Annotated in this window: 14 protein-coding genes and 1 riboswitch; of the genes, 4 read left to right on the plus strand and 10 right to left on the minus strand. The window is 45.5% G+C overall.

What is annotated here, in order from left to right; genetic code table 11:
• The first annotated feature begins 68 nt into the window (after positions 1-68).
• Together AM506_RS12555 and AM506_RS12560 are read left to right on the plus strand one after the other, a co-directional pair.
• The gene (locus AM506_RS12555) at positions 69-1,703 is read left to right on the plus strand and encodes a hypothetical protein (RefSeq protein ID WP_060672834.1); all 1,635 of its coding nucleotides are present in this window, start codon (positions 69-71) and stop codon (positions 1,701-1,703) included.
• A complete protein-coding gene (locus tag AM506_RS12560) occupies positions 1,696-4,521 on the plus strand; it encodes a DEAD/DEAH box helicase (protein WP_060672835.1) in 2,826 nt (941 codons plus the stop codon). The genes AM506_RS12555 and AM506_RS12560 overlap by 8 nt, the downstream gene beginning before the upstream one ends.
• Positions 4,522-5,139: 618 nt before the next feature.
• On the opposite strand, the gene AM506_RS22790 is transcribed toward AM506_RS12560, so the two are convergent.
• Entirely contained in the window at positions 5,140-5,313 is a 174-nt protein-coding gene (locus AM506_RS22790; protein ID WP_160316877.1) for a hypothetical protein, read from the minus strand.
• A gap of 24 nt (positions 5,314-5,337) precedes the next feature.
• Positions 5,338-5,715 (minus strand): single-stranded DNA-binding protein, encoded by a 378-nt coding sequence (locus tag AM506_RS12565; RefSeq protein WP_060672836.1) that lies wholly within the window; start codon positions 5,713-5,715, stop codon positions 5,338-5,340.
• 268 nt (positions 5,716-5,983) lie between these two features.
• Between AM506_RS12565 and AM506_RS12575 the strand changes: the two genes are divergently transcribed.
• On the plus strand, positions 5,984-6,424 hold the full coding sequence (locus AM506_RS12575; RefSeq protein ID WP_060672838.1) for a YwpF-like family protein: 441 nt from the start codon (positions 5,984-5,986) through the stop codon (positions 6,422-6,424).
• Positions 6,425-6,521: 97 nt separating this feature from the next.
• Positions 6,522-6,842, plus strand: a complete 321-nt coding sequence (locus AM506_RS12580) for a helix-turn-helix domain-containing protein (protein WP_060672839.1) — start codon at positions 6,522-6,524, stop codon at positions 6,840-6,842.
• 34 nt (positions 6,843-6,876) lie between these two features.
• Here the strand turns inward: AM506_RS12580 and AM506_RS22135 are convergent, their stop codons facing one another.
• The 8 genes from AM506_RS22135 to spoIIID all read right to left on the minus strand — a co-directional run bounded on the left by AM506_RS22135 (position 6,877) and on the right by spoIIID (position 12,633).
• Positions 6,877-7,014, minus strand: coding sequence for an anti-repressor SinI family protein (locus AM506_RS22135; RefSeq protein ID WP_082386355.1), 138 nt, complete (start codon positions 7,012-7,014; stop codon positions 6,877-6,879).
• 33 nt (positions 7,015-7,047) lie between these two features.
• Positions 7,048-7,199: riboswitch (cyclic di-GMP riboswitch) on the minus strand.
• Positions 7,200-7,751: 552 nt separating this feature from the next.
• Entirely contained in the window at positions 7,752-8,051 is a 300-nt protein-coding gene (locus AM506_RS12585; protein WP_060672840.1) for a hypothetical protein, read from the minus strand.
• Between the two features lie 144 nt (positions 8,052-8,195).
• On the minus strand, positions 8,196-8,630 hold the full coding sequence (fabZ, locus tag AM506_RS12590) for a 3-hydroxyacyl-ACP dehydratase FabZ (RefSeq protein ID WP_060672841.1): 435 nt from the start codon (positions 8,628-8,630) through the stop codon (positions 8,196-8,198).
• Between the two features lie 314 nt (positions 8,631-8,944).
• Positions 8,945-9,220: a DNA-directed RNA polymerase subunit beta gene (locus AM506_RS12595; RefSeq protein WP_060672842.1), complete on the minus strand. Its 276-nt coding sequence runs from the start codon at positions 9,218-9,220 to the stop codon at positions 8,945-8,947.
• Positions 9,221-9,235: 15 nt separating this feature from the next.
• A complete protein-coding gene (locus AM506_RS12600; protein ID WP_060672843.1) occupies positions 9,236-10,078 on the minus strand; it encodes a flagellar hook-basal body protein in 843 nt (280 codons plus the stop codon).
• Positions 10,079-10,133: 55 nt separating this feature from the next.
• Positions 10,134-10,976: a flagellar hook-basal body protein gene (locus AM506_RS12605; protein ID WP_060672844.1), complete on the minus strand. Its 843-nt coding sequence runs from the start codon at positions 10,974-10,976 to the stop codon at positions 10,134-10,136.
• A gap of 47 nt (positions 10,977-11,023) precedes the next feature.
• Complete coding sequence (locus tag AM506_RS12610; RefSeq protein WP_060672845.1) at positions 11,024-12,034, minus strand: rod shape-determining protein; 1,011 nt, start codon at positions 12,032-12,034, stop codon at positions 11,024-11,026.
• Positions 12,035-12,372: 338 nt separating this feature from the next.
• A complete protein-coding gene (spoIIID, locus tag AM506_RS12615; RefSeq protein ID WP_034765200.1) occupies positions 12,373-12,633 on the minus strand; it encodes a sporulation transcriptional regulator SpoIIID in 261 nt (86 codons plus the stop codon).
• Positions 12,634-13,029: the final 396 nt, after the last annotated feature.

A 13,029-nucleotide genomic window follows, 5' to 3' on the forward strand; every position in this document is an offset into this window, starting at 1 on the left:
GTTCCTTTTCCCCCTCCTTTTGCGTTATAATAAAAGAATGCGATTTTATAGATTGGAGAGGTTGGTTGATGTCGATTCGTATTCAGGAGTTGAAGGATAAGTTGCTTCCCATGAGTCAGTCGATACAGGGTGAGCTGGACCCGAATCAGGACGAGAGCAAGAATGTCGTGTCGAAGGGCCTTCTTTTGTTCCGTCAGAATCTGGTTTCGAACGTAAAGGTCCGGGATGAGGAAGTGTCGGCGGAGGTGCAGGATGTGACGCCTGTCACCTTGGAGCTGAACTTATTGTTTCCTCTTTTAAGCAAGTGCTCATGTCCGCAGGATAAATGGTGCCGGCATCAGATGGCGACCTTCTTTATGCTCTATAACAAAGTTGGACGGGTCAGTGAGTGGATCCAGAATTGGCGGAGTCAGTCAAAGCCAGCCACTCCGGAAGCACAATCACTGGATGATTTAATGAAAAAGCACGGTGCTTTAAAGAAAGCAAGCGATCTATTGAACGAACGGAAAACACGGGGCAACAGCCCAGAGGAATGGTGGCAGTTCTTTGATTCCTTACTTAAGAAAGAGGACTTGGAGTTACTTGGAAGACAGCCCTATTTAATGGACGTTCTCGTGCAAAATATCACGAAGCGGTTCATGAAGGAAGCTCCCTTCGAACGGGAATGGAAGCCCCTTTATCAACTGTTTGCGACTTTTTATCTCTCAGTTGAAATCGACCTTTTTCTACAAAAACGGAATGTCGAACTGAGCCGTGAGCAGTACAGCATGTACGATTTCCTCCTGGGCGAAATGGAAGACGCCGTGGAGAAGCTGTCGATCCATGCCATGCCGTTCAGCTTCGATCCGTATATTGCTTTCTTGAAAAAACAGACGATCACAATGAGCAATTCAACGGAGAACAGTACGATGATGAAGGCTGAGGTGTACCGCTTCTTATGGTACTACTTGTTCAAACAGAAATCGTGGCGCCGGGATGAAGTGACGCGACTGGAAGAGGAAGAAATCGAGGATCCCACTTTTCACAATGTGGCCCTCCTCCATCAATACCTCCTTCTTGAGGATTTGAATAAAGCAAGTGAAGTCGTCGATGAGCTTGGTACAGAACTTGTCGCTTATAGTGAATTCTGGCTGAGGAAATTTTTTGTCGGGAAGCGGTACGAAGTGGGATTCTTCCTCGTCCGCAATGTCTTATCGAGGATGCCGGATCATCTCGAAACCCTTGATTATTATGAAGCAACCCGGTTCGTCCGCTGGTTCGTGCGGATTTTGCCGATGGATTGGCTGATGGAAAAGGACAGCGCCCTTGTGAACGAACTTCTCCTTTCCATGCTTCCGTACAGCTTTTTCTCCTATAATGAGTATCTCATCACGGCGAAGGCTTACCGTGAATGGGTCGAGCTGCAAAAATATATGAGCTACAGCATTGCGGAAATGGAAGGCATGGGCCTCCGAGACGTGACGAAGGAAGCACCCGAGCTCGCCCTGCCGATTTATTACGCCGGCGTCATCACAGCTATCGATCAGAAGAACCGCGACAGCTACAAGCTCGCGGTCCGTTATATGAAGAAGATCCGGACGATTTATAAAAAAACGAAGAAAACCGATAAGTGGGATGTCTATCTCACCTATATTCTGGAGAAATACAAGCGTTTACGCGCGTTCCAAGAAGAGTGCAGAAAGGGTAAGTTAATCGATGCTTAAACTGTCTTCCGTGAAAATCAATGTCCATACAACTGAATATGAAGACCGTTTCTTCATGACTGCGGAAAACGTCGAAGGTGAACTCCTCCCCCCGAAAGAATGGAAGGGGCAGCTGTTTCTTTGGCATGAAGAAAGCTATTACGGAACTCTTATCGAGGAGTCGAACGATGGCGTTCCCGTCACCAAATGGCAGTTCCTGACCCTGCTTTCCGGTGAGCATTTCAGCAGCATGATCCAGTGGGACTGGGATGAAACCGGGCAGGCATGCATTGCGATTGCCCCGGTGATCTATGAAGCCGTTGAAGCCGGACGCTGGCTGCCGCGTTTTGAGGAATGGCAGGAAAAAGGACTGCAGTTTCACATCCCCGATGAAGTATGGTCGAACTTCAACGAAGAATTCTGGGAGGAAGAGCTTCCCGGTGGAGGTCCGTCCCTCAAAAATCTAACGGAAACTTGGTTTCAGGGTGCATTGAATGAGGCAATGGCGTCTGGTGGATCGAGTGCGATGAAGCGGATCCAGAAGCTGAAGGAGAGTACGCTGACGTCTGAAGAGTTGGATGCATACTTCGATGAGAGACGCTGGAGTGAGTGGATAGCGGGGGCTGATGAAGAACTGCCGTTTTCAATCGGACTCCGGATCACCGAGCCCCTTGATGAAGATGAGTCCTGGGAGCTTGAAACGATTTTACGAGATCGAAAGAAACAGAACCGGATCATATCCCTTGCTGAAGACACGGTTCCCCCTTCCTGGAAAAAACATCTGAATGACGTATCCGCTGAACAGGAACGCTGGATGAAGATGCTGCCGATCCTCCGTGACACGGACGGCTCTCTCAGGACGTCACTCGGTGAGCATGACGCATGGGATTTTCTATCCGTACTGAGCGAGAAACTCATCGATCTCGACATTGAGATCCTCCTCCCATCCTGGTGGGAAGCAATGAAAGATGCACAGGTTCTCGTAAAAGCCAAGCTGAAAAACACGGATACGAGCTACCGTAAATCCTTCGTGGGACTCAACGCCATGCTCGATTTCGACTGGCGCCTCTCCATGAACGGAGTCAATCTTTCCGAGGACGACTTCAATCAGCTTGTCGATGACCAGCGCCGCTTGGTCAAAATCCGCGGTCAATGGATGAAGCTCGACCCAGCCATGATTCGACGGATTCAGCAGATGATGACAAAAGCGAAGCAGGAAGGGATCTCGATCCAGGATATGCTCGAACAGGAACTTGTCCCCCGTGATGAGGAAGAGGTGGAAATGGATCCCAATGAAGATGAGCATGATCCTTATCAATACGCCCGGATTCAGCTCGAGCTCAACCGCTCTATGAAAAAAATGGTGCATCAGCTGACGAATGTCTCATCGATTCCGCTTACAGAAACGCCCCAATCATTTATAGGCGAGCTTCGTCCCTACCAGCAGCTGGGAATGAGCTGGATGCTCTTTTTACGGAAGTTTGGCTTTGGCGCCTGCCTTGCCGATGACATGGGACTCGGGAAAACGGTTCAGCTGATTACGTACCTGCAGCATGTGAAGGAAACCGAAAAACCGGAAACCCCTTCCCTGATCGTTGCCCCTACCTCCGTTCTCGGAAACTGGCAGCGTGAGTTGGAGAAGTTCGCCCCGGACTTGAAGGTTCACCTTCATTACGGTCCGACCCGTGCGAAGGGTGAGAGTTTTGCTGCTGCGATCAAGGGTGTCGATGTGGTGCTCACCTCTTACGGCTTGTCCCATATCGATTTTGACGAGCTGTCACTCGTCGAATGGACATCGATCTCCCTTGACGAAGCACAGAATATCAAGAACGCCAATACGAAGCAATCGCGGGCGATCCGTAAGCTGAGCGGGAAGCATCATATTGCACTGACGGGAACCCCGATGGAGAATCGTCTGTCGGAACTGTGGTCGATCTTTGATTTCCTGAACCACGGCTATCTCGGTGGGTTCACCCAGTATCAGAAAAGTTATATCGCCCCTATCGAAAAAGATGAGAACGAAGAAAAAGTCAAAGAGCTTCAGGCGAAAATCAAGCCGTTCTTACTGCGTCGGACGAAAAAAGACCCTGAAGTCGAATTGAACCTGCCTGAAAAACTCGAGCAGAAAGAATATTGTCATCTCACTGCCGAACAGGCGGCCCTATATGAGCAACTCGTGAAAGACACTCTTACTAAAATTGAAACACTGAGCGGATTTGAGCGCAAAGGGTTGATCCTGCAAATGCTGAATCAGCTGAAGCAGCTCTGTAACCATCCCGCTCTCTATTTAAAGGAACCAGATCCCAAGTCAATCCTGTCCCGCTCTGAAAAAATGCAGAAGCTGAAGGACATCGTGGAAACCGCCCTCGAATCCGGCGAAGCCTGCCTGATCTTCACTCAGTATATCTCCATGGGCGAAATGATCCAGGAAGTGATGAAGGAAGAATTCGATGTGGATGTCCCTTTCCTGAACGGAAGCACAGCCAAAGGAAAACGGGATGAACTCGTCGAGAAATTCCAGAACGGCGACTTCCCTGTCTTCCTTCTGTCACTGAAAGCCGGCGGTACCGGTCTGAATCTGACCGCTGCCAACCACGTCGTCCACTACGACCGCTGGTGGAACCCGGCCGTCGAAAACCAGGCCACCGACCGTGCCTACCGAATCGGACAGAAACGTTTCGTCCACGTGCACAAACTCGTTTCATCAGGCACCCTCGAAGAAAAAATCGATGCAATGCTCATGAAAAAGCAGGCACTGAACGACGAAATCATCCGCAGTGACCAGTGGGTGACAGAATTGTCGGATCAGGATTTGGAATCATTGCTGGTGTTGGAGTAAAGTTGATGAGCCTCTTTCCTTTTGTGGGAAAGGGGTTTTTTGTTGGTTAGAGGATCTACACCCTACTTATAAATGGTTTAATTTGGAAAAATACGCAATAAATGAAATAATGACGCAATTAAAATGGAAATGACGCAATTATTTTGAAAATGACGCAATCACTCAATAAAATGACGCAATTAATTCCATAGCGAACCACTCAACGCTCATACAGCCCAATTTTCTCATAAAATAAATGCCTTAAACCGGTTCAAACAAGGGATCCCCTCTCCCAGCTTCCTAGTTTCTCTCAAAATTGTCTCAATTCACGCCAAAAGTTGTACATACCCACATCCTCTATTAATCTAAAACGATATCACATCTTTCAATTTCCCTTTTTACAAATATAATTGTAAAATGTTTCATCATAAAAAAAACACCAGCCTCCCCTCAAGGAAACCGGCTCAATATGAAGATAAAAGGGGGAATACTTCACTTTCACTTACCGCTACACATGTCTATATCTGATGAGGCAAAGCAGGGGCATCTTGCGGGTGACCATTGGACTTTGAGACATTGCTTATAGGTTGGTTGGATTGACGCTTATGGAAAGAAATCTTGTTGAGGGTTATAAAAAAATCAAGATGAGGTTTTCAAAACCGGGTTCGGATATTCATATCCTTGTTCAAGGGCGGTTACCCGTTGAGATAAGTAGAAGTGTTCGACATTGATTCTTGCTACTTTTTTAATGAGGTCTTCCGTCATTTTTTCCAGTCGATCGACTCTTTGTTCAAGTTCTTGCAGTGTGGCCACAACTTCATCTCCCTCCTGAAAATATTAAAACGGCAATTCGATTGGTTCTTTCCTGCTCGGTTCAGGTGCAGTCGGGGACGCCTGCTTACTGTCCAGGAACCGGACGTTTTCAGCGACGACTTCGGTGATATACGTCCTCTTTCCTTGATCATTTTCAAAGTAACGGGTTTGAATGCGCCCCGTCACCCCAACGACGGATCCCTTCCTGCAGTATTTCTCCGTATTATCCGCTGCACGGTTCCATATCGTACAGAGTACAAAGTCGGCATCAACTTGGCCTTGCTGATTCTTATAGGGCCGGTTCACGGCAATCGTCACGCTGAGTACTGATTTTCCTTCCATCGTTTTTCTGGCTTCGGGATCTTTCGTGAGCCTTCCCACCAGGGTCACTTGGTTGATCACTTGGGTTCATTTCCTCCTTTCTGTTAAGGTGTAATCATCTTACCTCCCATCTGCAACTCTTGTAAAATCGTGAATTTCCGAAATTCGAGACAAAAACGGCTTGAATTTGGCAAATTCGCCTAGGGAGATTTTCCTCTTTTTCATCAAAAACCCGGTCAAAAACACAAAATTGCATCTTTCGTCATTTTTTTCATCGGCAAATGTATTAGGGAAACAATTCCCCCTGTGATATAATTTGATAAAACCTTTAAATGGGAGTTGTTCGTTCATGAAAACCTTTAAAGTGATTTCCCTTCAAGTAGTGGAGGACGAGGAACTGCATGACTTTGAGCTAGTGGACGGTCTGATCATCAATAAAGAAGACGGTCAGAAAACATGGCTTGTCGAAACGTATATGTCGAATGAATACATCGAATTTTTCCAAAGGGCGCAGCAGAGTAAGGGTGACTTGGAAATCCAGGTCGTCATTTCCCATGCCGCCAATGACCCCGCTGCCTTCATGACATCCATCCGTTGCATCAAAGAAATGGATGAACATATCAGCATCATGTTTGAGGGGAAATTGAAGAAACAGCGGAATGAATATGCGGAAATCCTGCTTGATGATTTAGTCCAAAGAGGATATTCAGGGGAAGAATTGGTTCGTGAGTTCCGTCAAAAGATGGTATCGAAACCGAGGATTCCTGCTAATGCGAAGCCGAGCGTTTAATAATACGAAAATATGTAATTTCCTGTCGAAATATTTATGATATAATTGGAATTAATATTGTGACTTCAAACTCGAAGTCTTGAGGTAGGTGTCCCCGATGATTGGAGAAAGAGTTAAGAAATACAGACAAGAAAAAAGAATGTCCATGACAGAGCTCGCTGAGAAAGCAGGCGTAGCCAAGTCATATTTGAGTTCAATAGAGCGTAATCTTCAACAAAACCCTTCCATTCAGTTTCTGGAGAAAGTGTCAGCGGCTTTAGGAATTCCTATGGATGCTCTTTTATATGACCAGCCTGAGGATCAAAACATTGATCACGAATGGATGAAGATTGCAGAGGAAGCCATGGATTCAGGGATCACCAAAGAACAGTTCCGTGAGTTCATTGAGTTTAATAAATGGAAATTAGACAATAAATAAAGTCTTGCGAAGAGTTCGCAAGACTTTATTTATATTAGATCACTTTGTACCCGGCCTTTACTTCTTGGGATTGCTTTTGTAAATACTCCCTGATTTGCTGCTTAGAAATTCCCGCTTCCAAGGCTTCTTTGACTAGCTCAACCCATTCTTGGTCCAATTCTCTATTCCCCAAATTGTTTCCCTCCTAAAATACATTAAACGTATTCCAGGCAATCCAGCCGCCATCGTATTAATATTCATTCCATTTCACGTTAGAAGTCTTTCATTATGTAGTCTTAAAGGAAAGTGATTTTCTATTAATACTTTAGACCTGTGACTTTGCGTCCCCATTTTTCAATGAGTTTGCCTTTTTCTGCCCTCACTCTTCTTCGCTTTTCGTTATAACAATAGTACCATCTTTTTTCGAAATTTTTTGTCTTTTCCAAGAAAATTTTTACACTTTTTTCCTACAAGTGAATACTTTATTCGACAATAAGCATGTTTATTACTAAATAAATTGTTGTATCATTAGAAAATAATGAAATATTTGTCGGATTTTAAAGTTATTTCTTGCTCAAATTCTTTTCATAAGCTTCTAACTTTTTTCGCAATGGGATGAAATCACCATGCCTTAAGGTAGGGGTAAAAAAAGGTGCTTCAGTTAAGTCATGGCCACATGAAGGACAAATCCAATTACCTATTTCAGTGCTACTGAATGAAGAGCGAGTGCATCGATTGCAAACTTTTTTATACATTTATCCACCTCTCTTAGTTATGATAGATTTGTTCTTATTAATATTTTAAATTTGTTCTATATAAAGAACTTCATAAGATTACTATAATCCTATTTCCAAAAAAATGAAACCCTTGATGTATTATTTTTTCAAAAAAAAAACAGAGACAACTCATAGTCGCCTCTGTCTTACCACCTTACTCGTCCTTATTATCTTTATCCTTCATATCAATATCATCTTCTACAGCGTCTTCTTCAGGTGTGTTGTTATCCTTCGCTGCATCTTTGTCGCCATCTACATTTTTGTCTTCTGACTCAGGGTAGTTCTCTTCATTCATGTCCCCGTTGTCGTTCATATCATTATTCTCATCCATATTGTCGTTTTCTTCCACTGGTGCTTCGTCTTCCGGAGGAGGCTCCTGGTTGGCGTTACATCCTACAAGAAGGAAAGCGGCAAGTGCAGATCCACCAAGGACCGATAGTAATTTTTTGCTCATGATGTATGACTCCTTTCTAAGTTGGTTAATGTAAGACCGTTATGTTGGTCTTTCGTTAGCTTTCCCGGAAAATGAATTAACTTGCATAAAAAAGCCGGATTTGATGTGAAATGAATCACATCAAATCCGGCTTTCCCAAAAGGACTACTCCTGCTTATCCCCTAGAGCGAACATCATCTCTAACTCACACGCAACTTCACCATCAACGGTCGCAACACCTTTTCCTTTACCGATCGGTCCTTTGAAACGGATCATCTCGACTTCAAGGCGGAGCTGATCACCAGGCTTCACCTGACGCTTGAAACGGCATTTGTCGATGCCTGTGAAGAACGCCAGACGTCCTCGGTTATCCTCCACCTTCAGCATCGCCACAGCCCCTACCTGAGCGAGCGCCTCAACGATCAGCACACCAGGCATCACAGGATAATCAGGAAAGTGACCATTGAAGAACTCCTCATTCGCCGTCACATTCTTAATTCCGATTGCCTTCTTGCCTTCCTCCACCTCTAAAATCCGATCCACCAGCAAAAACGGATAACGATGGGGAATAATCTCTTTAATCTCATTAATATCAAGCATATATGATTCCTCCTACCAATATGTATGTACACCTTATTGTACAGAAACCGGGGCTGTAATAGCAACAGGACGGGAGGGACGGACCTCGAAAACAGGCTCTTTTCTCCAAGGAAATCCTTTTATATCAACGTTTCCCATCCAAAAAGGGAGCAAATCCGAGGTCCGTCCCTCCCTACAACCTCATCTCCACCCAGGCCACGATCGAAAAGAGGGACGGACCTCGAATCACAAGCTCCATCCGCAACAAAACCCTGTTATATTAAGGTTCACTGTCGCAAAAGCTAACGATTTCGAGGTCCGTCCCTCTAAATAAATTATTTCTTCACTACGATATCGATAATATGCTGCCAGGTTTCTGCTTTGAAGACGTCGGCTGCGTCACCGTTTCCGATGCCTGCGAAGCCGATGATGGCACCGAGGATGAGGCTTCCTGCAAGAAGAAGGATGAACAGAAGGATTCTGAGCCAGATTGGAAGCATGCGAACACGCACCCAGCGTGATGGCTTGGTTTCGTCCTTTTGCTTTGCTTTTTTTTCTGCTTTTACTGATTCTCTTGTCACTTTTTCTTGCAGTAGCTCTTTTTCACTCATAGCACTTAACTCCTTTTAGCGTATCCCATTTACAAGGCCCATCATCTGATCTGCAAGGGAGATCGATCGCGCCTGAAATTGATATGATCGTTGGACACTCAGCATGTCCGTCATTTCTTTGCTGATATCCACGTTGGATCCTTCTAATGAATTCTGGACCATGGAAATATCAGATCGTGCTCCGCCTGTGACGTTGGTCACCACTTCATCTTCTGTGACGCCAAGTTCATCGAGGTTGTCTGCAAAACCTAACAGGTTCCCGCCATACTGCTGAAGAAATTGAGATTTTTCAACCGTCACAACGCCAAGGTTGAATCGTTCTTCTCCACCGCCGGCACCAGTAACGGTCAGAACCCCGTTATCGCCAAGCTGAAAGGAAGATGCGTCCTCTGAAAACGTAATATAGTTATCATTCTCATCCAGTACCGGCAGCCCGCTTCCGTTCACGAGCATCATTTCCCCGTTCCCTGTAGGACTCGCAAAGAATGCTCCGTCCCTCGTATAGCGCACGGCACTCGTGTCCGTATCTTGACTAAGTACCTTGAAGAACTGACGATCATTGGTCAAAGCAAAATCCAAAGAGCGGCCTGTAGCTTTCAGCGACCCCTGATTCAAGATCAGCTGCGCCTGCGAAAGCTTGGCACCATTTCCTTCCCGGACTCCAAGGGGGGTGAGCCTGCCTGTTTCGAACTTGTCCACGCCCTGGTTTTTCACCTGCTGCACAAGCATTTCGGAAAACGTTGCATCCCGGCGCTTGTATCCATTTGTATCTGCGTTCGAAAGATTGTGTCCAATCATATCCATTTGTTTCTGCAATTGGCCTAATGTGTTGGTTGCTGTAATCATCGTCCGATTCATGACACGTCTCCCCTATTATAAGGTATTCAGTGGCGAAATTCATTTACAATACTTGCTATCCGTTGACCCTGCCGATTTCATTGGCTGCCTTTTCCATACTCCGGTCATACGCCTGAAGTACTTTCTGATTGGCTTCGAATGCCCGGTACGCAGACATCATGTCGGTCATCGTACGGGAAGCGTCGACATTGGATCCTTCCAGAAAGCCCTGCTTGGTGGCAAAAGAAACATTTTCTTCTTCATAAGCGTCCGGAAGAGCTGCATTTCCTTCTGTAGCAAACAGCCCATCTCCCTGCTTCACTAACAGGTTCGGATTATCCGAGTATCCCACTCCGAGTGTTGCGACGGCATTTCCATCCACCACAATCTGCCCGTTTTCACCGACCGTGAACTGATCGCTTTCCAGTTGAATCCGGTCACCCTTGTCATCCAGCACATAAAAACCGCTGTTCGTGGTAACGAAACCGTTGCCGTTCACCGTCAGATTCCCGTTACGCGTATAGCGCTGGTTTCCACCCTGTCCTTCCACCGTCAGAAACACCGATCCACGGATCCCCGTTTCTGCATCGACAGGCATGGAACCATCCAATAGCGCTACATCCAAGCCACGTCCCGTTTCCTGGAGGTCACCCTGAACAAAGGAAGGGATCGTCTCCTGCATATACACACCTGTATTCAGTTTCCCCACTCTTTCATTAAAAGGAAGGGACAACTTTTTTTCAGTCGGAATCGATGTGGAATCCATCCGGTCCATGAGCATTTCCGGAAATGCCCGCATCGAAGCCTGGTCCGCTTTATAGCCGGGTGTATTAGCATTCGACATATTGTTTGTCAGCATCTCGGTCTTCCGTTGTTGAGAGAGCATGCCGGACGCTACTGTATAAAATCCTCGAAACATGTACTTTTCACCTCTTAACGGTTATATCGGATCAATGGAGCTAGGGTTTACCCAATTCTTCTTCTGGAAATCTTGTCGATGTTCTCAAGCATCAATCCCGTTCCGATGGCTACGCAATCCATCGGGTTCTCCGCAATCAATACCGGTACTTTCAATTCTTCTGAAAGAAGGGTATCCATTCCGTGAAGAAGGGCTCCACCACCTGTTAAAATAACTCCGCGATCAATGATGTCCGCTGATAATTCAGGAGGCGTCTTCTCAAGGACATTCTTCGCAGCCTGTACGATGACAGCCACTGACTCACGAAGGGCCCCTTCGATTTCCTTGGACGTCACAGTGATCGTACGTGGAAGGCCTGATACCATGTCGCGTCCGCGGATGCTCATTTCTTTTCTATCTTCATCAAGTGTTTCAGAGAATACCGTCCCGATATTCACCTTGATGTCTTCAGCCGTACGCTCTCCGATCAGAAGCTTGTACTCTTTTTTAATATAATTCAGAATTTCGTGGTCAAATTTATCCCCGGCCATCTTGATCGACTGACTTGTCACGATGTCACCCATGGAAAGTACGGCTACATCCGTCGTTCCTCCACCGATGTCCACAACCATATTCCCTGTCGGATTGAAAATATCCATGCCAGCACCGATTGCCGCCACTTTAGGCTCTTCCTCCAGGTAAATCTTCTTGCCGCCGCTCTTCTCAGCCGCTTCCCTGATCGCCTTCTGCTCGACGCTCGTGATGTTTGTAGGGCAGCAGATCAAGATACGAGGCTTTGATAGGAATCCTTTTACATTCAATTTATTAATGAAGTGCTTCAACATCGCTTCTGTTACATCAAAGTCAGCGATGACTCCGTCTTTCAGCGGGCGAGTTGCCACAATATTCCCCGGAGTACGTCCGACCATGCGGCGAGCTTCCTCACCAACAGCAAGGACCCTACCTGTATTTTTATCCAGCGCCACGACCGATGGCTCATTCAAGACTATCCCTTTTCCTTTAACGTGAATCAATACATTAGCCGTACCAAGGTCAATCCCAATATCTTTCGCGAACATCATGTGTTTCTCCCTTCTACTTTTACAATTTCAACATTGCATTTCATCTATGGTTTCATCTTTATGTCATTACGCAAAAACGTTAAGGTGAAACTTTCACCTAATTAACTATTTTACCATAAATATGTCGAATGGCGATATTCTTTGTCAAAAAAATGTATTGATATTGTTATTATTTTGGAAAAAGATAGGTGTTTTGAAGGGGGATGTTACAGGAGTGTTAAGTTGCGTTGATGATGGGGGATATTTTAGGGTTCAACTGCTGAATAATGAAGGAATCCCAGAACACAAAAACACACCAAGCACAACCCATCATTCTGGGGCTTGGCGTATTTGTGTTAGCTGTGGAGCTCTTCTTTTTTGTACTTTTGCTTGGTTGCCTCTCCACCTCGTAGATGCCGGATTGATTTATGGTAATCAAGTATGGTTTTGACTTCATTTGCGAGATCCGGATTGATTTCTGGCAGTCGTTCTGTTAAATCTTTATGGACAGTACTTTTGGACACGCCAAACTCCTTCGCAATTACACGAACAGTTTTTTTCGTCTCCACGATATACTTACCAATCTTGATTGTTCTCTCTTTGATGTAATCGTGCACACCACTCGACCTCCCTAAATTGGATGTGAGAAGTGTGAAATGAGACTCGCTTTCGCATCAATGAAATAGTACAGACCCCTTGCACATGGGCAAGCGGCAGAAAGCCTTATTTAGGACGGCAGCTTCCTGATGTTACAACGAATAAACAACTTATTCAGCTAATGAACAATGGTATAACGACGATTCCTCACCTCAAACACTCTCTGTTTTGATAGGTTTGTTTCATTTTATTAGCTTGTGCCCACATATATGCACAAAAAACACAATAAGGACAAGGTTTCGCTTGAATTTTCTGAAAAATAAGTGTGAGGGACGGACCTTCACTCAGGAAAAACGAACGGAATTACGTGAAATGACGAACCATCGATAACTTTCGACATCATCTGTATCATTCCC

The organism is Rossellomorea vietnamensis (assembly GCF_001305855.1).
Taxonomy (GTDB): Bacteria; Bacillota; Bacilli; order Bacillales; family Bacillaceae_B; genus Rossellomorea; species Rossellomorea vietnamensis_A.